General features: G+C 70.4%; 11 protein-coding genes. 3 read left to right on the forward strand and 8 right to left on the reverse strand.

Annotated features, from left to right (window positions below):
- Nucleotides 1-343: 343 nt before the first annotated feature.
- Nucleotides 344-1,201 carry an SDR family oxidoreductase gene (locus tag KZ686_RS21795; protein WP_265633644.1) on the forward strand — a complete coding sequence of 286 codons (858 nt, stop codon included), beginning with the start codon at nucleotides 344-346 and terminating at the stop codon, nucleotides 1,199-1,201.
- Between the two features lie 175 nt (nucleotides 1,202-1,376).
- Nucleotides 1,377-3,524, forward strand: a complete 2,148-nt coding sequence (locus KZ686_RS21800) for an ATP-binding protein (RefSeq protein WP_226106182.1) — start codon at nucleotides 1,377-1,379, stop codon at nucleotides 3,522-3,524.
- Between the two features lie 88 nt (nucleotides 3,525-3,612).
- Here the strand turns inward: KZ686_RS21800 and treY are convergent, their stop codons facing one another.
- The 4 genes from treY to KZ686_RS21820 form a co-directional block, all read right to left on the reverse strand.
- A complete protein-coding gene (gene treY / locus KZ686_RS21805) occupies nucleotides 3,613-6,201 on the reverse strand; it encodes a malto-oligosyltrehalose synthase (RefSeq protein ID WP_226106348.1) in 2,589 nt (862 codons plus the stop codon).
- Between the two features lie 157 nt (nucleotides 6,202-6,358).
- Nucleotides 6,359-8,416, reverse strand: a complete 2,058-nt coding sequence (locus KZ686_RS21810; protein WP_226106181.1) for a DUF3459 domain-containing protein — start codon at nucleotides 8,414-8,416, stop codon at nucleotides 6,359-6,361.
- Nucleotides 8,417-8,551: 135 nt separating this feature from the next.
- Entirely contained in the window at nucleotides 8,552-10,330 is a 1,779-nt protein-coding gene (gene glgA, locus KZ686_RS21815) for a glycogen synthase GlgA (protein ID WP_226106180.1), read from the reverse strand.
- A 241-nt stretch (nucleotides 10,331-10,571) separates the two neighbouring features.
- The gene (locus KZ686_RS21820; RefSeq protein WP_407648622.1) at nucleotides 10,572-13,097 is read right to left on the reverse strand and encodes a glycogen/starch/alpha-glucan phosphorylase; all 2,526 of its coding nucleotides are present in this window, start codon (nucleotides 13,095-13,097) and stop codon (nucleotides 10,572-10,574) included.
- Nucleotides 13,098-13,479: 382 nt separating this feature from the next.
- Here KZ686_RS21820 and KZ686_RS21825 point away from each other — a divergent pair, with 382 nt between their 5' ends.
- Entirely contained in the window at nucleotides 13,480-14,601 is a 1,122-nt protein-coding gene (locus KZ686_RS21825) for a DNA topoisomerase IB (RefSeq protein WP_407648567.1), read from the forward strand.
- 131 nt (nucleotides 14,602-14,732) lie between these two features.
- Here the strand turns inward: KZ686_RS21825 and KZ686_RS21830 are convergent, their stop codons facing one another.
- The 4 genes from KZ686_RS21830 to glgB form a co-directional block, all read right to left on the reverse strand.
- Nucleotides 14,733-15,089: a response regulator gene (locus tag KZ686_RS21830; protein ID WP_187829073.1), complete on the reverse strand. Its 357-nt coding sequence runs from the start codon at nucleotides 15,087-15,089 to the stop codon at nucleotides 14,733-14,735.
- A 230-nt stretch (nucleotides 15,090-15,319) separates the two neighbouring features.
- On the reverse strand, nucleotides 15,320-17,659 hold the full coding sequence (malQ, locus tag KZ686_RS21835; protein WP_226106179.1) for a 4-alpha-glucanotransferase: 2,340 nt from the start codon (nucleotides 17,657-17,659) through the stop codon (nucleotides 15,320-15,322).
- A gap of 133 nt (nucleotides 17,660-17,792) precedes the next feature.
- A complete protein-coding gene (gene glgX / locus KZ686_RS21840) occupies nucleotides 17,793-19,922 on the reverse strand; it encodes a glycogen debranching protein GlgX (RefSeq protein ID WP_149316297.1) in 2,130 nt (709 codons plus the stop codon).
- A gap of 11 nt (nucleotides 19,923-19,933) precedes the next feature.
- Nucleotides 19,934-22,210 carry a 1,4-alpha-glucan branching protein GlgB gene (gene glgB / locus KZ686_RS21845; RefSeq protein ID WP_265633646.1) on the reverse strand — a complete coding sequence of 759 codons (2,277 nt, stop codon included), beginning with the start codon at nucleotides 22,208-22,210 and terminating at the stop codon, nucleotides 19,934-19,936.
- Between the last annotated feature and the right edge of the window lie 2 nt (nucleotides 22,211-22,212).

A 22,212-nucleotide genomic window follows, 5' to 3' on the forward strand; every position in this document is an offset into this window, starting at 1 on the left:
TCGTTGCAATTTCGCATTCGTTGTGATGTTGTTATCGCGGCCGCACGACGGCATGCCGCCGCACCGACGATATCGGCAGATCGGAGGCGGACCTTAGGCCGGACGCGGTCATGGTTTACCCGCAAGGACGCGGGACGACCGGTGTCGCCGGTAAGGATTGCCAGCGCGGTTGTAAGGAGGAGAGCGCCGGGGCGGGGCCATCCGGACCGATGAGCGGGGTGGAAGCGGCTGGGGCGGGGAAGGACGCCATATGCCGGCGGCGGCATGAAAGTTGCGGCCCCACGGCAAGGTGCCACGCGCCAGGCGTGGCGTTCGCCAACGTTTGCCAGACAGGAGAAAGCCCATGGCCACACCCGAGCAACTCCCGCCACAGCACCAGGACCGGCAGCCCGGCCTGGAAAGCGAGATGCATCCGAAGCCCGACAGCGGCGCCGACGACTATGTCGGCAGCGGCCAGCTGACCGGCAAGGTCGCGCTGATCAGCGGGGGCGACAGCGGCATCGGCCGCGCCGTCGCGGTGGCCTTCGCGCGCGAGGGCGCCGATGTCGCGGTGGCCTATCTGAACGAGCATGAGGATGCCAAGGAAACCGCGCGGCTGGTCGAGGAAGCGGGCCGCCGCTGCCTGCTGATGGACGGCGATCTCGGCGACAGCGCCCATGCCGCGCAGGTCGTCGAGCGGACCGTCAAGGAACTCGGCAAGCTGGACATCCTCGTCAACAACGCGGCCGAGCAGCATCCGAAGCAGCAGCCCGAGCAGATCGACGAGGCCCAGGTCGAGGCGACCTTCCGCACCAACGTCTTCGCGATGTTCCACCTGACCCGCGCCGCGCTGCCGCATCTGCAGCCGGGTTCGGCGATCGTCAATACCACCTCGGTCACCGCCTATCGCGGCAGCGCGCACCTGCTCGACTATTCGTCGACCAAGGGCGCGATCGTCTCGTTCACGCGCTCGCTGGCGCTGCAGGTGGTCAAGCGCGGCATCCGCGTCAACGGCGTGGCGCCGGGCCCGATCTGGACCCCGTTGATCCCGTCGACCTTCCCGCCGGAGCAGGTCGAGAAGTTCGGCAAGGAGACGCCGATGGGGCGTCCCGGCCAGCCGTTCGAGGTGGCGGCCGGCTTCGTCTTCCTGGCCTCGCGCGCGGCCAGCTATATCACCGGGCAGGTGCTGCATATCAACGGCGGCGAGGTGATCAACGGCTAGGCAAAGGCAAGTTTCGTTGTGGCAAGGGATCGATGGGTCGTCCGGCACCGGCCCATCGGGGGGCGCTCGCGCTTGACGTTCGGGGCTCGGCGTCTAACCTGAATGCTTGCTGGGGTAAGCTGCGCATTCGTGCAGTGGCCGCCATCGCGGTTGCCCGGTCCAGCCCCTTGCCACCATGCCCCACAGCTATCTCGGCACGCGCCACTACTTCGCCACGCAGCGCCGTACCCTGGTCGCGCTGCTGTTCGGCGCGATCCTGTTCCCCGCGGCGGTGCTGGCCACCTGGGCGTGGCTGTCGCTGCGCGCGGACGTGGCCGAGGCCGAGCAGCGCTCCGCGCGGCTCGCCCGCGTGATTCAGGAGCACGCCAGCAAGGTCTTCGAAGGCAATCACCAGATCAACAGCCGCATCCGCGATGCCACCGCGGGCTGGAGCAACGCGCAGCTGCGGCAGCACGAGGACGACGTCCATACCCGCCTGGCCGATATCGTCGGCGGCCTGCCGCAGGCGTCGTCGCTGGCGGTCTACGACGAGCAGGGCGTGCTGCTGGCCAGCAGCCGCTTCTACCCGGTGCCGCGCGTCTCGATCAGCGAGCGCGAGGACTTCCGCGCCATCGTCGGCGGGCTGCGTCCGTTCGATGTGACCGGCGTGGTCACCGACAAGGTGGTACCCGAGCGGGTGATCAACGTCAGCATGCCGCGGCTCGGTCCCGACGCGAATGTCGCCGGGCTGGTGTCGGTGGCATTGCGCCCCTCGTATTTCGCCGACTTCTATCGCGACGTGCTGAGCCAGGAGACCGGCGCCCAGGCCGCGCTGGTGCGCAGCGACGGCGTGGTGCTGGCCGCGTATCCGGACAGCGTGCCCGAGCAGGTGCCCGATGCGGTGCGCGAGGGGCTGCAGCGCGTATCGGAAGGGTCCGGCGACAGCGTCGCGCGGATGCCGGGCCTGGGCGGCGAAGACAGCATCGTTGCGCACTGGGCGATCGGCGGCGGGCTGCTGCACGCGGTGGTCGACATTCCGATGCGGGTGATCCACGCGCAGTGGCGGCACCGGCTGTATATCGGCGCGACCGTCGCGGCGATTCCCGCCTTCGCGCTGTGGGCGCTGGCCTGGATGAGCCTGCGCCGGCTCAAGCGCGAGGAGCAGTCGTATCTGCGCTGGCAGGAGGAGGTCACGCGCCGGCAGGAGGTGGAGGAGCGCTATCGGCAGTCGCGCAAGCTCGAGGCGGTGGGGCATCTGATCACCTCGGTCGCGCACGACTTCCGCAATGTGCTGTCGGTGATCTCGTTCAATACCGACCTGATGATCACGCGCCCCGATGTCGCGCGCGAGAAGGCGCTGGCCGGCATCAAGCGCAGCGTGGCGAGCGGCGTCGCGCTGAGCAACCAGCTGATCGGCATGGCCCGCAAGCGCCAGCACCGCAAGGAAGTCCTGCTCCTGCCGCAGGAAGCAGAGGGCTGGACGCCGCTGATCCGCTCGACCCTGGGTCCGCGCGTGCAGCTGCGCTACGAGATCGATCCGGCCTGCTGGCCGGTCTGCGCGGACAAGAACGAGCTCGAACTGGCGATGATGAACCTGGCGTCGAACGCGCGCGATGCGATGCCCAGCGGCGGGCAGTTCGTGGTGACGGCATCCAACGTGACGCTCGATGGCAGCCGTCCCGGCGGCATGCGCGGCAACTATGTCTGCCTGTCGGCGCGCGACAACGGCAAGGGCATGCCGCCCGAGGTGGTGGAGCGCGTCTTCGAGCCGCTGTTCACCACCAAGACCGCGGGCCTGGGCAGCGGCCTGGGACTGGCGCAGGTACACGACTTCTGCCGCGAAGTCGATGGCGTGGCGGTGATCGAATCCGAGGTGGCCAAGGGCACCACGGTGCGGCTCTATCTGCCGGCCTGGCAGCATGGCGACAGCCATGCGCGCACGCGCTGGGGGGGCGGCGCCAGCGCGGTGCTGATCGTCGCCGATCAGCCGCGCAGCGTGCAGAGCGCGGTCGAATCGCTGCAGGCAACTGGCCATCGCGTGACGCTGGTGCGCGACGAGGCCGAGGCAATGGCGGCGACCGACCGCTACGGCTTCGATCTGGTGATCGCGGATGCGCGCCTCGGTCCCGCGCTCGGCGGACTGGCGCTGCGCGATCGGCTGACCCGCAGCTTTCCCTTCCTGCCGGTGATCCTGATGACCGACGACGCCGACATGATCGCGCTCGCATCGGTGTCGGGGCTGCCGTTCCTGCTCAAGCCCTGGAACGCGCAGACGCTGGTCAAGGCCGGCATCCTGGCGCCGACGCGCGCCGTGGACGGACAATCGAGCCCGTCGCGGCTGTAGCGCTCGGCCGGTACCGATACAGACGGCACCGATTCAGACGGCACCGGTCGGCAGATACGCACCGCACGGTGGCATCGGCGCAGACCCCTCAGCCGGTACGGCGCAGCAGCGCGACCGGCAGCGGGTCCAGCACGTCGGCCACGCGCAGGCGGCCGTTCGGCGCCGACAGCGTGCGGCCGGTCAGTGCGTCGGTCCAGCGGCTGGCGCCCGGCTCGCCGACGCACAGCAGCGTGTCGCCCCATGCCGCGGGCGCGACGGCGGGCCGATCCTGCACCAGCCTTGCGGCCAGCCGCGTGGTGATGGCGATGACGCGCTCGTCGCCGCGGCGGCGCTCGAACGCCAGCAGATGCGAGGCCGCCGGGCCTTCGCCATGCAAGTGCCGGTAACCGCCATCGCGGAACAGCGCCGGCTGCTCCTGGCGCGCGGCCAGCAGCGCGCGCACCAGTTGCACCTTGATGCGGCCGTCGCGCCATTGCTCGAGCCAGCTCTGCCAGCCCGCCGTGCAGGCCAGCGCCGCGCGCAGCGCGTCGTAATCGACCGGGCGGCGATTGTCGGGATCGACCAGGCTGAAGTCCCAGCCCTCCGTGCCCTGATAGCGGTCCGGCACGCCTGGCGCGGTCAGTTGCAGCAGCGTCTGCGCCAGGCTGTTGAGCGCGCCGGCCGGTGCGATGCGCTGCGCGAAGCGCGCCACGCTGCCGAGCAGATCGCTCTGCGCCATCGCCTGCAGCAGCCCCGCGTAGGCCTGTTCGTAGGCCTCGTCCGGCCGGGTCCAGTGGCCGTGCCGCTTGGCCTCGCGCACCGCCTTGGTCTGCCAGGCACCCACGCGTTCGAGCAGGGCGTGCACGGCCGGGTCGCCGGCATCGCGGTCGGCCGGCAGCTCGGGCGGCCAGACACCGACCAGCGTTTGATACAGCATCAGCCGGTCGGCGCCATCGGGAACGGCGCGCTCGCCCGAGCCCGCCAGCCGCAGGGCGCGGCCTTCCCACTCGCCGACCGCGGCCTGCCATTCCGGCGCCAGTTCGCTCAGCACCGCGAGCCGCATCCGCATGTCCTCGCCGCGCTTGTGGTCGTGCGTGGCGGTCGCCAGCATCGCGTGCGGCCACACCTGCGCGCGAACCGCCATGCGGGCGTGGAAGCGATCCGGCGGCATCGCCAGCGTCGCGGGGTGGCTGCCGACTTCGTTGCGCGACAGCAGCCGCCCGTAGCGGTAGAACATCGTGTCCTCGGCGGCCTTGGCCGCCAGCGGCGGCATCAGCTGCTGCACGCGGGCGCGCGCCTCGCGCAGCGCGCCGCTCGCGTGCGGACCCGCGCAGAGCCAGGCCAGCAGCCGATCGACGGTGGCGGTGTCGTCGGGCCGGACCGCGCGGCGCGCCAGCTCGGCGGCGGTTTCCAGCCGCAGGCGGTCCTCGCGCGACCACGCGTGTTCGCCCAGGTAGGTGCGATAGACCTCGAGCGGTTCCAGCAGCGCGGCCAGCGCGCGGCGCCAGCTCGCCAGCGTCAGGTCGCGCGTGGCCGGCTCGGCGCGCGCGCAGGCATGCAGGCGGCGGCAGGCGCCTTCGAATTCGGTGACGAGAAAGCGCGACAGCAGATGGCGGCGCGCCTGCCGCACCTGTTCGCCATACGCCTGGCTGTCGCCGCTGACCTGCTGCCACAGCGTCGTCAGCGCCGTTTCGCCGGCGCCGTCGTGCAGCACCGCGCCGACCTCGTCCATGAAGTCGTAGCCAGTGGTGCCGTCGATCTGCCATTCGGTGCGCAGCGTTTCGCTCTCGGCCAGGATCTTCTCGATCACGATCCACGGGCGCGCGTTGCGCGCCGCCATCGCGGCGTTCAGTTGCGCGCGCAGCTGCTGGCAATAGCCGCCGGGGTCGGCCAGGCCATCGACATGATCGACGCGCACGCCGTCGATCAGGCCGTCCCTCGCCAGCCGCAGCACCAGCGCATGCACGTCGTCGAACACCGGCGGCTGCTCGACGCGCACCGCGACCAGCTCGCTGACCTCGAAGAAGCGCCGCCAGTTCAGTTCGTCCGCCGCGGTGCGCCACCAGGCGAGCCGATAGTTCTGCTGCTCCAGCAGGGCGTGCAGGCGTTCGAGGCCTTCCGGCGTCGCCGTATCGAAGCGCGCGCCGTCGCGGCCGGCATCGAAGGACGCCATCGATTCCTCGGACAACGGCACCTCGTGTTCGCCGTATTGCAGCCAATGGCGCTGGCCGTCGCTGCGCACCGCGATCTCGCCGGCCTGCAGCGTTTCCCAGTACGGGCGGCCCAGGATCGGCAGCAGCACCTTGCCATGCAGTTCGGGATCGGGCGAATGCCAGTCGATATCGAAGTGCCCGGCGTAGGGGCTCTCCGCGCCGCGCGCCAGCACGTCGGCCCACCAGCGGTTGTGCGTGGAGCTGGCCGCCATATGGTTGGGCACGATGTCGATGATCACGCCGAGCCCCGCGGCGCGCGCGCGGCCGGCCAGCGCTTGGAAGCCGGCCTCGCCGCCCAGCTCGGGATTGATCTGCTGGAAGTCGGTGACGTCGTAGCCGTGCGTCGAGCCCGGCTTGGCGGTGAAGATCGGCGACAGGTACAGATGGCTGACGCCGAGCGAGGCGAGATAGTCGACCTGGCGTTCGGCGTCCGCGAAGGTGAAGCCGGCATGCAGCTGGAGCCTTGCCGTGGCGCGCGGCACGATGGTGTTGCCCCGGTCGTCCGCGTGCTCGGCGGCGCGATCGACAGCGGGATCGGCCGAATGCGTGGCTGAATGCGCGGCTGAATGCGCGGCCGGGTGCGCGGTGGCGGAATGCGATGCGTTGCTGGAGGCTGACGACATGGTGGCAAGCGCCCGGCGTTCAGCCGGTGGTGTCTTCGGACGGCGTCTGCTGCCCGGATTGCAGATAGGCGACCGTGACGCCGGCGGACAGCGTGCCGTCCTCCAGCTGGCGCGCGGCGCCGGGCTCGCTCTCGGCCAGCAGCTCGCCTTGCGGTCCATCGCCGCAGGAAACGACCGCGTCGCCGAGATTGGCCCACAGCGTCAGCAGCGCGCCGTCGCCCATGCGCCAGCTCGCGCGCACCGCCGCGTCGCCGAGCACGTCGACGCCTTCGCAGCGCGTGCCGGGCAGCCGGGGCAGCAGTTCGCGCCGGCGCAGCGTGATGAGCGACCTGTAGTACTGCGCATTCTCGCCGTCCGGATCGAACTCCGGACGCGAGGCCTCGAAGGTGGTCGGTGCGTTGGGGTCTGGAATGCTGTGGGCGCGCGCGCCGTCGGCAAAACCGGCCATCGAGCCGAACTCGCGGCGGCGGCCCTCGCGCACGGCCTCGGCCAGTTCGGGCGGATGGCTGGTGAAATAGAGAAAGGGCGTGCGCGTGCCGCCTTCCTCGCCCATGAATACCATCGGGATCTGCGGACACAGCATCTGCAGCGCGATCGCGGCGCGCAGCGGGCGCGGCTGGGCCAGCGCCGTGATGCGCTCGCCGAACGCGCGGTTGCCGATCTGGTCGTGGTTCTGCAGGAAGCTGATGAACGCGGTCGGCGGCAGATGCGCGCTGCGCTGCCCGCGATGGACGGGCTTGTCGCCGCCCGCTTCACGCGTGCGATGCGGCGACGCCTCGCCCTGATAGGCGAAACCTTCGGCCAGCACGCGCGCCAGATGCCGGGTGGTGGGGCCAAGCGGCTGATGATCGCCGCGCGGCGCCGCGTCCTGGTCGTAGGCGCGGCCGTAGTCGGGGCCGGGATGGCTGCCGGAGTCGGCCCGGTGCGCGGCGTCGGCACCGGCGCCGAACTCGGGCGCGACCACCGCGCCATAGTCGGCGTAATAGCCGTCGTGCTCGCCGGTCAGCAGCACGTGCAGCACGTGGTGCGCATCGTCGTTCCACTGCGCGTCGTAGCCGCCGGCGAGCAGCTCGGCGTCGTTGTGGTCGTTCTCCAGCACCAGATGGATCTGCCGCCCGGCGCAGCGCTGCCGCAGCGTCGGCGCCAGTTCGGCCAGCCAGCCCTCGTCGGCGATGGCGTGCACCGCGTCGAGCCGCAGTCCGTCGAAGCGGAAGTCCTCGAGCCAGTAGCAGGCGTTCTCGGTGAAGAAGTCGCGGACTTCCTGCCGGCGGAAGTCGATCGCCGGGCCCCATGGCGTGCGCACATCCTCGCGGAAGAAGGTGCTGGCGTAGCGCGGCAGGTAGTTGCCCTCGGGGCCGAAATGGTTGTAGACCACGTCGAGCAGGACCATCATGCCCAGGCCGTGCGCCGCGTCGACCAGCGCCCGCAGCTGGTCGGGCGTGCCGTAGCTCGACTCCGGCGCGAACGGCAGCACGCCGTCATACCCCCAGTTGCGGCTGCCGGGAAACTCGGCCAGCGGCATCAGTTCGACCGCGGTGAAGCCGAGCGCCGCCAGCCGCGGCAGTTCGCGCGCCGCGCCCGCGTAGCCGCCGCACAGGCCGACGTGCATCTCGTAAATGATGGCTTCGTGCCAGGGCCGCCCCTGCCAGTAGGGATGGCACCACTGGTAGGTGGTCGGATTGACGACCACGCTGGCGCCGTGCACATCGCCGGCCTGCGCGCGCGAGGCCGGGTCCGGCACGATGGTGCCGTCGCCGAGGCGGAACCAGTAGCGCGCGCCTTCGCAGCAGGCCACGATGGCCTCGAACCAGCCGTCGCCGGCCGGCGTCATCAGCACCGGGCCGGCGTCGTGGATCTCGAGCCGGGGGATTTCGCCCTGTGCCGCCATATCGGGCGCCCACAGCCGGAAGCAGGTGCGGCCGTCGGCCAGCCGCAAGGGGCCGAAGCGGGGCTGGCGCGCCGGTGCGGCTTCAGACGCGCCGCCCAGCGGCGCGGGCGCCGGCGCGGTGCCCAGCGTTTCCCAGCCGCCGCGCGGCTGGGCCGCGGCCGCGGCGGCGGGGTTCGGCTCTACGCTCATGATGATTTCCGTGTCGATTCAAAGCCGTGTCGATTCAAAGCCGTAGCGATTCCAGGCCGCAGCGATTCCAGGCAGGCGGCAGGATCCGCAGCGGCGCGCGGCCCGCGCACCTTGCGGTCCCGCCGGCTTGCGGCATCAGGCGGCCGCCGTCGGCAGTGCATCGCCGAACCCGCCGCCGTTGCCGGCCGCACTGGCCTGCGCGGGCACTGCGCCGCGGTCGACCCGCGCGCCACGGCCGCGTCGCCGCGACGGCGAGGCCTGGATCGCGAGTTCGGGCGTGGGCTCGGAAGCCATGACGGGGGCGCTGGCCGGCGTCGAGCGCGGCACGCGCTGCGGCGAGCGTTGCAGCTGCGGCGCGGATTCGACCTGCGCGACCTGTGCGGCCTCGGCTGCCCGTTGCGCGGCGCGCTGCATCGCCAGCGCCGAGGCCAGGGCCGGCGACAGCGCGCTGTACAGCGACAGGTATTGCTCGGCCGGTTGCGTCCAGCAGAACAGCGCCTGCATGCCGGCGCGCTGCAGCACCTTCCACGCGCGCGGCCGCCGCAGCCATTGCAGCGCCCGCTCGATCGCCGCGCTCATCGCCTCGGCGGTCTCGCCGTCGAACAGGAAGCCGGTCGCGCCGGGCCGCGGTGTCGACCCATGGCCGGCGTCACGCACCGTGTCGACCAGGCCGCCGACGCGCGAGGCGACCGGCACCGTGCCGTAGCGCATCGCATAGACCGGGGTCAGGCCGAAGGGCTCGAAGCGGCTGCCGTGCAGCAGCACGTCGGCGCCCGCGTGCAGCAGGTGCGCGGTTTCCTCGCGGTAGCCGATCGACACGCCGACGCGGTCCGGATAACGCGCGGCCAGCGCCTCGAAGCCGCGCTCGATGGCGGCCTCGCCGCAGCCCAGCACGGCGAACTGCACGCTGTCGTCGGCCTGCAGCGCGCGCTCGATGGCGCCCAGCGCCACGTCGGCCATCTTCTGGTGCGTCAGGCGGCTGCCCATCGCGACCAGCGGCGCGGCCGGATCGGCCGGCAGCCCGAAGCGGTTCTGCAGCGCCGCCTTGCAGGCCCGCTTGCCGGCCATCGCATTCGGCGTATAGCAGTGCGGCAGCAGATCGTCGCTGGCGGGGTCCCAGTCCTCGGTGTCGATGCCGTTCGGGATTGCGCCCAGCACATCGCGCCGCGCCTGCAGCAGTCCTTCCAGCCCGTGGCCGAACTGCGGCGTCAGCATCTCCTGCGCATAGTTGTGGCTGACCGTGGTGACGCGGTCGGCGTAGCGGATGCCCGCCTTGAGGAAATTGAGCTTGCCCCAGAACTCGACGCCGTCGGACGTCAGGCAGTCTTCCGGCAGGCCAAGCTGCCCCGCCAGGCACAGCGGGAAGATGCCCTGGAAGGCGAGGTTGTGGATCGTGATGATGCTCGGCGTGTCGAGACCGGCGGCGCGCATCAGGAGCGGCGTCAACCCGGCATGCCAGTCGTGCGCGTGCACGGCGGCGGGCACCGGCAGCGGCGTGCGGCCTGCGGCGATGGCGGTCGCCGCATGCGCCAGCGCCGCGAAGCGCTGCGGGTTGTCGGCAAAGTCGCGGCCGGTCGGGTCGGTGTACGGCGTGCCGGCGCGGTCGTAGAACGAGGGGCAATCGAGCAGGGCGACCTGCACGTTGCTGCCCGGCATCCGACCGGCCATCAGCCGCATCGCACTATGCCCGGGTGCCAGCGCCAGCCCGGGCGCGCTCTCGGCAAGTTTCAGCGCGCCGAGGCTGCGCAGCCCCACGGCGCCGGCCAGGGCCTGCGGATAGCCCGGCATCAGGATCGTGACATCGAGGCCCCGCTGCTGCAGGGCGCGGGCCAGCCCGCTGACGACATCTCCCAAGCCGCCTGTCTTGGCCAAGGGCATGGCCTCGGCCGCCACGAATAGCACGTTCGTGTTCAAGTTGATCTCCGCCATTCTGAATGCGCTGGTGGTGGGGCGGCGGTCGGGCTGCACCGCCGCTGTTGCGCTTCACTCGCGGAGCGTCGTTGCATGGCGTCGGCGCGTGAAGCGTTGATGCCATGCGAATGGCATGCCAGCGTGGCGGATGTTTCGCAAAGGCTTTGCGTTCAACGGTTTGCGTAACCGGTTCGTAACTGTTGAAACAAGCACTGCGCAAAGCCTCCGCCGGCCGGTGTAAGAACTACATGCCGGGGCCGCCCTTGTGGCGGGTACCCGCCGTGCTCATCGCGGCGCGATGCAGCAGCGGCACCGGCACCGGTTTCACCCGCCAGATCCGCTCGCAGTACTCGCGAATCGCACGATCGGACGAAAAACGGCCCGAGCGCGCGCACGACAGCACCGACATCCGCTGCCAGCGCGCCTGGTCGGTGAACGCCACCGACACATCCTGCTGGCAATGCAGGTAGGAGGCGAAGTCGGCCAGCAACATATAGGGATCGTGTTGCAGCAGCCCGCCGAAGATCGGCTGGAACACCGACGGATCGCCGCGCGAGAAGAAGCCCTGGCCGATCAGGTCGATCACGGCGCGCAGCTCGGCATGGCTCTCGTAGCATGCGGCGGGCCGGTAGCCGGCGGCCTTCAGCGCGTAGACCTCGGCGGCCGACAGGCCGAACGGGAAGAAGTGGTCGGGGCCGATCGCTTCGCGCAGCTCGATATTGGCGCCGTCCATCGTGCCGATGGTGATCGCGCCGTTCATCGCGAACTTCATGTTGCCGGTGCCCGAGGCCTCCTTGCCGGCCAGCGAGATCTGCTCGGACAGGTCGGCGGCCGGATAGATCTTCTGCCCATAGGTCACATTGAAGTTGGGCAGGAACACCACCTTGAGCCGGTCGCGTACCTGCGGATCGCGATTGATGACGTCGCCCACCGACGTGATCAGCCGGATCATCAGCTTGGCGTAGTGGTAGCCCGGGGCGGCCTTGCCGGCGAACAAGAAGGTGCGCGGCACGATGTCGGCGTTCGGGTCGGACTTGATCCGGTGGTACAGCGCCACGATGTGCAGCACCGCCAGATGCTGGCGCTTGTATTCGTGGATGCGCTTGACCATCACGTCGAACATCGACGACGGGTCGATCACCACGCCGGTGGTCTCGCGCACCAGCCGCGCGAGGTCTTCCTTGTTCTCGCGCCGCGCCGCCTGCCACCGGTCGCGAAAGCCCGTGTCTTCGGCGTAGGGCTCCAGTTCGCGCAGCCTGTCGAGGTCGCCGATCCAGCCGTCGCCGATCGACTCGCACACCAGCCGCGACAGCCGCGGATTGGACAGCGCCAGCCAGCGCCGCGGCGTGACGCCGTTGGTGATGCTGGTGAACTTCTCCGGCCACATGGCGTAGAAGTCCTTCAGCACGTCCTCGCGCATCAGCCGCGAATGCAGCTCGGCCACACCATTGATGGTATGGCTGCCGACGCAGGCAAGATGCGCCATCCGGACATGGCGCTGGCCGCGCTCGTCGATCAGCGACAGGCGCGACAGCTGCGACTCGTCGCCGAAGAAGCGGATGCGCACCTCATGCAGGAAGCGCGCGTTGATCTCGTAGATGATTTCCAGATGGCGCGGCAGCGTGCGCTGGAAGAGCGGCAGCGGCCACATCTCGAGCGCTTCCGGCAGCAGCGTGTGGTTGGTGTAGGCGAAGGCCTGCCGGGTGATCTGCCAGGCCTCGTCCCATGCCACGCCATGCTCGTCGACCAGCAGCCGCATCAGTTCGGCGATGCCGATGGCCGGATGGGTGTCGTTGAGCTGGACGGCGAACTTCTCGTGGAAGCGCGTGACAGGAATGCCGTGCGCGTCCAGCAGCCGCAGCATGTCCTGCAGCGAACACGACACGAAGAAATACTGCTGCTCGAGCCGCAGCTCCTTGCCTTGCTCGGTTTCGTCATTCGGGTAGAGCACCTTGGTCAGGTTCTCGGAGGTCACCTTCTTGCTGACCGCGCCCAGGTAGTCGCCGCGATTGAACACGCCGAAGTCGAAGGCCTCGGTCGCCTCCGCCCGCCATAGCCGCAATGTGTTGACCGTGTTGACCTGATAGCCGAGGATCGGCGAATCGAACGGCACCCCGACCACCGTCTTGGCCGGCACCCAGCGCACCCGGTAGTGGCCGCGGTCGTCGGTGTAGTGCTCGGTCTGGCCGCCCAGCTTGACCTGCACCGCCCATTCGGAGCGCTGGATTTCCCACGGATTGCCATGGCGCAGCCAGGTATCGGTGCTCTCGACCTGCATGCCGTCGATGATCGACTGGTGGAAGATGCCGTACTCGTAGCGGATGCCGTAGCCGAGCGCCGGGATCTGCATGGTCGCCAGCGAATCGAGGAAGCACGCGGCCAGCCGGCCCAGGCCCCCGTTGCCCAGCCCGGGCTCCAGCTCCTGCGCCAGCACCGTGTCGAGGTCCAGGCCGAGCTCGGCCATGGTCTCCTTGACCTCGTCGAAGATGCCCAGGTTGACCAGGTTGTTGCCCAGGTGCGGACCGAGCAGGAATTCGGCCGACAGGTAGGCGACCGTGCGCGAGGGCTGGCCCAGATACGTTTCCGCGGTACTGATCCAGCGCTGCACCAGCCGGTCGCGCACCGTATGGGCAAGTGCCTGATACAGATCGTTGGGACTGGCAAGGCCGGGCAGCTTGCCCTGCGTGTAGAAGACATGGTCGAGGAAGGCGCGGCGGATGGTCGCGCCCGACATCGCGGTGCGGGTGTCCTCGTGGCTGTCGGCGGGCATGGTTTCGGCGAGCTGGGCCCGGGCGGCTTGCGACATGGCGGTCCTCCGGTTGGGAAAACCGGAGGGAGTTGCAAGAGACGTACCTTGCCCCGGGTAAGCGGGTTTTGCTGGCCCGGACGGGTAGGGCGCCGGGCAGTTCTTGCCAATTATTGGTGAGTTTGTAGAAAACGGTTAGGAAGATCGGGGGCTGGGCTCGCGCCCCATGTCGTCCCATTCCTACAAACGATTGCGTGCGCGGCGGGATGCATCGGGCGCCGCCCCGGACTAATGTCGGAATGCCATCCCGAGGAACGGCGCGACACGGCGCAAAGAGCGGCGCTGCAACGGCGCCAGAACGGCGCGGCCACGGCGCCGGACGGGAAGGGTGGAGACGGGAGCCACGATGCGCGCTTCGACGCCGGCCGCTGAGAGCGTGACAGCAGGGACGACAGCAGGAACCACCGCAGCGACCACGGCAGCGACCGCGGCAGCGGCGGCGCGCGAGACATTGCCGCCCGGCGTTCGCTATGTCAACGACACCGGGCCCGGCATCACGCGGCGCCTGGTGCGCGGCCGCTTCGCCTATTTCGCGCCGGACGGCACCCGCATCCGCGATCGCGACACCATCGCCCGCATCGACGCGCTGGCGATTCCCCCCGCTTACCAGGACGTCTGGATCTGCCCCGACCCCCGCGGCCATATCCAGGCCACCGGCCGCGACGCCCGCGGCCGTAAGCAGTACCGCTACCACCCCGCCTGGATCGCGCTGCGCGACGAGAACAAGTACGACCGCCTGCTCGCGTTCGGCCGTGCGCTGCCCCGGCTGCGGCGGCGCGCCCGGCGCGACCTGCAGCGCAATGGCATTCCGCGCGAGAAGGTGCTGGCCGCCGTGCTGCTGCTGCTCGACGCCACGCTGGTGCGGGTCGGCAGCCGCCGCTACGCGCGCCAGAACCGCACCTATGGCCTGACCACGCTGCGCCGCCGCCACGTGCAGGTGCGCGGCAGCCGGCTGCGCTTCCTGTTCACCGGCAAGAGCGGCGTCGAGCATGACGTCACGCTGCAGGACCGCCAGCTTGCGCGGCTGGTGCGCACCTGCGCGGACCTGCCGGGCCAGCATCTGTTCAAGTACCGCGACGAGGACGGCGAGCTTCGCGAGGTCGGCTCGGACGATGTCAACGCGTACCTGCGGGAGATGGCCGGCGAGGACTTCACCGCCAAGGACTTCCGCACCTGGGCCGGCAGCGTGCATGCGCTGGCCGAACTGCGCAAGGCGCCGGCGGCGGAAACCGAGGCCGCCCGCAAGCGCGCGGTGGCGGCCACCATCAAGGTCGTGGCCCGGCGCCTGCGCAATACCGTGGCGGTATGCCGGCAGTGCTATGTCCACCCGACCGTGCTCGACGCCTATATGAACGACAAGATGGCGGCCTGCGGGCAGTGCCGCCGCGCGGTGAGGGCGCTGAGCATGGACGAGACCCGGCTGCTGGCGTTGCTCGAAGGGCAGAGCGCGGCGGCTGGCCGCGGCTAGTGCCGCTGGCGAGGCAGTGCGGCTGGCATGGGTGAGGCGGCTGGGGCTGCTGGGGCAGCTGGCCCGCGGGGCCGGCTGGTGCAGCCTGTGCAACTGGTGCGGCGAGCGCGGGGAGGGCGGTGTCCCGCGGTTCAGCTGTGTTCGAGCAGCTCGTCGATGGTGCGGATCAGCGCTTCCGGCGCGCACGGCTTGCGGCAGTAGCGCACGTTCGGATTCGGCACCTCGGGCATGGTCTGGATGCTGGAGAAAACGACAATCGGTGTACGACTTAGCGACGCATCGCCCAGCAGCAGATGGCACAGCAGCGCGCCGTCGCCGCGCGGCATCACCCAGTCGGTGACCACCACCGAGGGGTGCAGCCGCTGGGCCGCATCGAAGCCGGCCAGTCCATCTTCGGCCAACTCGACGCTAAATCCCGCGCGGCTCAGGGCGCTGGCCACTGCATGGGCCACGGCGGGATCGTCGTCGACGACAAGTACGGTTCGCACGGTAATACCTTGTGTTGGCAGATCGCGATCGTTCCGACCTTGCCATGCAAGCGGCGCGCCAGGGGCGGGCGGCGTGGCCCCGCGCCAAGACGGTATGGCGGTATGACGTTATGACGGTATGGCGTCCGGCGCCCAGCCGTCCGGGCGTGAGGTCGCGAGGGCGCGAGAGCGCGAGGGCGGGAGGGCGCGAAGGCGTGCGGACGTGCGGACGTGCGGTGTCGTTCGGCCGCTCAACCCTTGGGCGCACGGCCCGAGCGCAGTGCCTCGATGCGCCGCTGGACTCCGGTCTGGCTGAACAGCGCCTGCACATCGAAGCGCAGCCGGCGCTGCCAGTTCGGATGGCCGCTGGTGGTGCCCGGCAGGTTGGGCTGCTCGACATCGGCCAGCAGGTCCTCGACCGGCACCAGCCGCAACGGCGTGCGCGCGCGCGACAGCCAGGCCAGGATCGTCGCCACCGGCGCACGGTCGGGGTCGGGCGCCTCGCCCCTGGCCAGTCCCGCTTCGCACAGCGCCTGCCACAGCGCCTGCCGGTCGCGGGCGCGCTCGGCGCGGGCGCCGGCCTCGGTCACGTCGGGGCCGAGCTGGTCCAGACGGGCGCGCCAGGTGATGTCCTGCCCCGCCCACCAGCCGGCGATGGTCGGCAGATCGTGCGTGGTCGACGTCGCGATCGCGTTGGGCGGCCAGCGCTCGGGCGGCACGAAGGGCGCCGGGGCCTCCGGCGCGGGCGTCGCGGTGTGTTCCGCCGGTTGCGGTACGGGTTTGCCGCCCGTGTCGTCGGGCGCGCGGCCGCTCGCATTGCTGTTCATCGCGCCGGTCTCTTCGCTGGTAGAGCGTGCGGCGGACTTGCGGCCGGAACTACCCGCCGTCTCGTCCTTGCCTTCGCTGTCCGGCTGCGCCCGCTCGAACCACAGCACATCGATGCCCAGCATGCCGCGCTCGGCCAGCGTGGTGTTGAAGGTGGCCGGCACCGTGCCCAGGTTCTCCCCGATGATGATCGCGCGATGGCGCCACGATTCGAGCGCGATCAGCCGCAGCAGGTCGTCCATCGGGTAGCGCAGATAGGCGCCCGATTGCGGCGGCACGCCTTCCGGCACCAGCCAGACGCGCGCCAGCCCGAGCGCATGGTCGATGCGCAGCCCGCCGACATGGGCAAGGTTCGCGCGCAGCATCTCGATGAAGGCCGTGTAGCCGTGCCGGCGCAGCCCGCGCGGCGAAAACACCGTGATGCCCCAGCTCTGCCCCAGCGGGTTGTACACATCGGGCGGGGCGCCGGCGGAGAAGCCCTGCAGCATCTCGTTCTGCCGGGTCCAGGCATGGCTGCCGGTGGGGTCGGTGCCGACCGCCAGGTCGCCGATCAGTCCGATCGCCATGCCGGCATCGCGGGCGCTGCGCTGCGCCGCGCGCAGGCCGTCCTCGGCCATCCATTGCAGGAACACGTGATAGCCGATCTCGTCGGGGAAGGCGCTGGCGAAGGCCGTCAGCGCCGCGTCCTGCGGCGAACGGTGCGTGACCGGCCAGCGGCGCCAGTCCCCGGCCACCTGCATCTCGGCGCGCGTCCCCGCCTCGGCCACGTGCTGGGCCTGCAGGGCCTCGAAGGCGGCGTGCGCCAGCAGCGGCGTGCCGCCCTTGCTGCGGAACAGCGCCAGATCGTCGGCGGCGTCGGCGGGCAGCAGCTGGTCCCGGTGGTCCCACAGCCAGCGCGTGATCTTCAGCCGCGCCTGGGCCACCGCCGGCCAGTCGATCTCGGCCTTCGCTTCGAGCGTCTGCATGAGCCCGCCCAGCTGCAGCGCCGAGATGGCGCGCGCCACCGCGGCGTGGCCGAATACCGGCGCCGGGTCGGCATACAGCACGTTCAGGAACAGCCGGCTGGACGGCGAGTAGGGGCTGTAGCGTTCGGGAAAGGCCGCGAAGCCGGCGTGCAGCGGGCTGATGGCGACCGCGTCGGCGCCTTCGCGTGCGGCCGCCTCGGCGAACATCGCCAGCGCGCTCAGGTCGCCCATGCCGGCCGGCGCGCCGCGGCGCAGGCCGTAGACCTGCACCGACGGGCCCCAGGGCTTGCGCCGCATCCGCTCCTGCTCGGACAGGCCAATGCCGCGCAGCGCGTCCTGCACGCCGAAACAGCGCGGCGGCGCGACCGCGACCTTCACCTCGACATCGCCCATCAGCAGGCGATGGTAGCCGGCGCTCTGCACCGCCGGCACGATCAGCGCGCCGCGGGCATCGCGGCGGGCGACGCCGGTCTGCACGCTGCCGTCCTCCAGTTCGAGCCGGAACGGCTGCTCCTGCCGGGTATGCGCCAGCGGCACGCGGATCGGCTTGCCCTGGTCGGCGGTCAGCAGCGGTGCCAACGCCGTGGCGGCGTCGTCGGCCAGCATCCGGGCGCGGGAGGCCTCGCACTGGCCGATGGTCTTGCACGGCAGGCCCAGCCGTTCGAGCACGATGCGCAGCGATTCCTCCGGGACCACGCGATCGCGCCCCTGGGCATCCTGCCAATACACCAGCAGGCCGGCACGCTCGGCGAGCAGGTGCAGCGATGCTAGCGCGGCATCGGGATTGGCTTGGCGCGGCATGGTGGGGCTCCTTTGTGGCTGACTGGTCGGGATGGCGACGTTGGCGGACGATGGCGGACGGTGGCCGGTGATCGGGGCGCTGAATCGGTAGCCGCACCGGGCGCCGAATCGGGTTGCCGAACGAGGCCGTCCGTTACGACGGCCCCGACGGCGCCAGCGTGGCGGCCAGCAGCACCGCGGCGTGCGGCGCGACCGGCTGGACCGGATGATCGAGCGGCGCTTCCGGCAATTCCGGCCGGGCGCTGTCGAACAGGCGGGACCAGATCAGCGCCGGCGGCGGCAGCCGGTATTCGACCGCCTCGGTGCCGGCATTCAGCAGCAGTACCGTCACGTGGACCTGCCCATCGGCGTCGCGTCTGGCGCGCCTGAGCGCCAGCGTCCGTTCCTCGGGATTGGACCACTGTTCGGGCGTCAGCGGTTCGCCATCGACGCCGAACCAGCCGATATCGTGAAGACCTGGTGCGAATTCCTGACGACCGTGGAGAAACTGCCGCTCCGCATAGGCGGGCAGCCGCGCCCGCAGGCCCAGCAGCCGGCGCACGCATTCGACCATGCCGCGCCCGGTGGGCGTCTGCGCGTCGTCCCAGTTCAGCCACGACAGTTCGTTGTCCTGGCAGTAGGCGTTGTTGTTGCCCTGCTGCGAGCGCAGCCATTCGTCGCCGGCGGTCAGCATCGGCGTGCCCTGCGACAGCAGCAGCGTGGCCATCATCGCGCGCGCGACCTGGCCGCGGGTGGCGAGGATCGCGGGATCGTCGGTCGGGCCTTCCACCGACCCGTCGGGGCTCCAGTTGGCGCTGGCGTTGTCGTCGGTGCCGTCGCGGTTGTCCTCGCCGTTGGCCTCGTTGTGCTTGGCGGCGTAGCTGACCAGGTCGGCCAGCGTGAAGCCGTCATGCGCGGTGACGAAGTTGATCGAGGCCCAGGGCTTGCGGTGGCGCCGGTCGAACAGGTCGGCCGAGCCGGTCAGCCGCGCGGCCAGCTCGCCGCGCTGGCCGGGGTCGCCGCGCCAGAAGCGCCGCACCGTGTCGCGGAACTTGTCGTTCCATTCTGCGAAGCCCGGTGGATGGTTGCCGACCTGATAGCCGCCCGGGCCCAGGTCCCATGGCTCCGAGATCAGCTTGACGCGCGACAGCACCGGGTCCTGCAGCACCGCGTCGAAGAAGCCCGCGCCCGGATCGAAGCCGTTGCCCTCGCGCCCGAGCGTGCTGCCCAGGTCGAAGCGGAAGCCGTCGACGTGGTAGCACTGGACCCAGTAGCGCAGCGAATCGAGCACCATCTGCAGCACGCGCGGATGCGACAGGTTCAGCGTATTGCCGCAGCCGGTGTCGTTGATGTAGTGGCGCTCGTCGCCCGGCACCAGCCGGTAGTAGCTGGCGTTGTCGAGTCCGCGCCACGACAGCGTCGGGCCCAGCTCGTTGCCTTCGCAGGTGTGGTTGTAGACCACGTCGAGAATCACCTCGATGCCGGCCGCGTGCAGCCGGCGGATCGCGACCTTGACCTCGTTGAGCTCGCCGCCGCTGAGGTAGGCCGGCTCGGGCGCGTAGTAGCTCAGCGTGCTGTAGCCCCAGTAGTTGCGCAGTCCGCGCTGGACCAGGAAACGGTCCTGCAGGAAGGCGTGGATCGGCAGCAGCTCGATGGTCGTCACGCCGAGGTGATGCAGATGGTCGACAAAGCGCGGGTCGGACAGCGCGGCGAAGGTGCCGCGCTGATGCGGCAGCAGGTCGTCGCGCCGCATCGACAGCCCGCGCAGATGCGCCTCGTAGATGACGGTGCGCTCCCACGGCACCGCCGGCGGGCGGTCGTCGCCCCAATGGAAGCTCTCGTCGACGACGATGGCCTTGGGCATCATCGGCGCGCTGTCGCGCCGGTCCGGCGTCAGGTCGGCGCGCGGGCTCTGCAGCCGGTAGCCGAACAGCGCATCGGCCCAGCGCAGCGGGCCGGTCAGCTTGCGCGCATAGGGGTCCAGCAGCAGCTTGGCCGGATTGAAGCGATGGCCGTGGTGCGGCTCGTACGGGCCGTGCACGCGATAGCCGTACACCGTGCCGAGCGAGGCGTGGGGCAGATAGCCGTGCCAGACCTCGTCGGTGCACTCGGGCATCGTCAGCCGCGCCAGTTCCTTGCGGCCGTTGCGCGAGAACAGGCACAGCTCGACCCTGGTGGCATTGGCCGAGAACACCGCGAAGTTGATCCCGAGGCCGTCCCAATGGGCGCCGAGCGGGTAGGGTTTGCCGGGAAGGAGCGTGCTGGCGATCGGGGAACGCGACAAGCAGGACCCTCCTAGTCGGGCAGATGGCGCAGCAGCAGCATCGCCAGCGGCGGCAGCGTCAGCGACAGCGACGCGGGCAGCCCGTGCGAGGGCACGGCTTCCGCGAACAGCTCGCCGCCGTTGCCGACATTGCTGCCGCCATAGCACGCGGCATCGGTATTGATGATCTCCTGCCAGCGTCCGGCACGTGGCACGCCGAGCCGGTAGCCCGGCCGCGGCACCGGCGTCATGTTGATCACCGCCAGCACCACGTCGTCGCTGTCGGGGGCGGCGCGGCGCAGATAGGCAAACACGCTGTTATGGCTGTCGTCGCCGATCACCCAGCTGAAGCCGCCGGGATGGTGGTCGCAGGCGTGCAGTGCGGGCAGCTCGCGATAGGCGCGGTTCAGGTCGCGGATCAGCATCTGCATGCCGCGATGGTCGGGATGATCCAGCAGCGCCCAGTCGAGCTCGCTCTCGTGATTCCATTCGTGCCATTGCGCCAGCTCGCCGCCCATGAACAGCAGCTTCTTGCCGGGGTGGGTCCACATGAAGCCGAAATACGCGCGCAGGTTCGCCAGCTTCTGCCAGTGGTCGCCCGGCGCCTTGCCGATCAGCGAGCCCTTGCCGTGCACGACCTCGTCGTGCGATAGCGGCAGCACGAAGGCCTCGGACCACGCGTAGACCATGCCGAAGGTCATGTCCTGGTGGTGCCAGGCGCGGTGCACCGGATCGTGCGACAGATAGCGCAGCGTGTCGTGCATCCAGCCCATGTTCCACTTGAAGGTGAAGCCCAGTCCGCCGCTGTCGACGGGCGCGGTCACGCCCGGCCAGGCGGTCGATTCCTCGGCGATCGTCATCGCGCCGTGGCAGCGTTCACGCACCACCGTATTGAGCTCGCGCAGGAACGACACCGCCTCCAGGTTCTCCCGGCCGCCGAAGCGGTTCGGCACCCACTGCCCGGCCTTGCGGCTGTAGTCGCGGTACAGCATCGAGGCGACCGCGTCGACGCGCAGCCCGTCGATATGGAACTCGCGCAACCAGTGCAGCGCGCTTGCCAGCAGGAAGCCGCGCACCTCGTTGCGGCCGAGGTTGTAGATCAGCGTGTTCCAGTCCTGGTGGAAGCCCTCGCGCGGGTCCTGGTGCTCGTACAGCGCGGTGCCGTCGAACTCGGCCAGCCCGTGCGGATCGGTCGGGAAGTGCGCCGGCACCCAGTCGAGGATCACGCCGATGCCGGCCTCGTGGCAGCGGTCGACGAAGGCGGCGAAGGCCTGCGGCGGCCCGAAGCGCGCGGTCGGCGCGAACAGCGACAGCGGCTGGTAGCCCCACGAGCCGCCGAACGGATGCTCGGTGATCGGCAGCAGCTCGATATGGGTAAAGCCGAGGTCGCGTACATAGGGGATCAGGCGCTCGCCCAGGATCTCCCAGCCGCGCGCGGGATCATTGACCTCGCGCAGCCACGAGCCGGCATGCACCTCGTAGACCGACATCGGCGTGGAATACGGGTCCTGGCTGGAGCGGCGGCTCATCCAGGCCTGGTCGGTCCAGCCGAACGGCGGCGCCGACACGCCGGCCTGCGTCACCACCGAAGCGGTGCCCGGCGGCAGCTCGGTGGCGAGCGCCAGCGGGTCGGCCTTGTCGGGCAGCGGGTGGCCGTGCGCGTCGCTGAGGTCGTACTTGTAGCGGCTGCCGGGCTGCACACCGAGCCCGGCCGGCACGAACAGCTCCCACACGCCGACGCCGTAGCGCAGCCGCATCGGATGGCGCGCCGGATGCCAGCCGTTGAAGTCGCCGATCACCGAGACGCGGCTGGCGTTGGGCGCCCACACCGCGAAGCGCACGCCCTCGATGCCGTCGACCATCATCCATTGCGCGCCCAGGCAGCGGCCCAGTTCGAAATGCCGGCCCTCGCCGATCAGGTGCAGGTCCAGCTCGCCGAGCAGCAGGTCGAACGAATACGGGTCGGCGCTCAACTGGCGGGTGCCGTCGGGCCAGGTGATATCGAGCCGGTAGTCGCGCCGGCCCAGCTTGTCGGGCAGCGTGCCGGCGAAGATGCCGCCGGCGTGGATGCACTGCATCGGCCCGATGGCATTGCCCAGGGTGTCGGCCAGCGCGACGGACTGCGCGCCGGGCAGGCAGGCGCGCACCACCGTACGGTCGCCTTCGCGGTGCGGCCCGAGCAGCGAGAACGGGTCGGCGTGGCGCGCATCGAGCAGCGCCTCGAATTGCACGGCGGCGTGTTCGGCGTGCCCGGAGTGTCCGTGCGGGCCCCGCGTCGACGCGGGGCCGGAGGAAGTCATGGTGGCCATGG

The sequence above is a fragment of the Cupriavidus cauae genome (genome assembly GCF_026210475.1).
GTDB classification, from domain to species: Bacteria; Pseudomonadota; Gammaproteobacteria; order Burkholderiales; family Burkholderiaceae; genus Cupriavidus; species Cupriavidus cauae.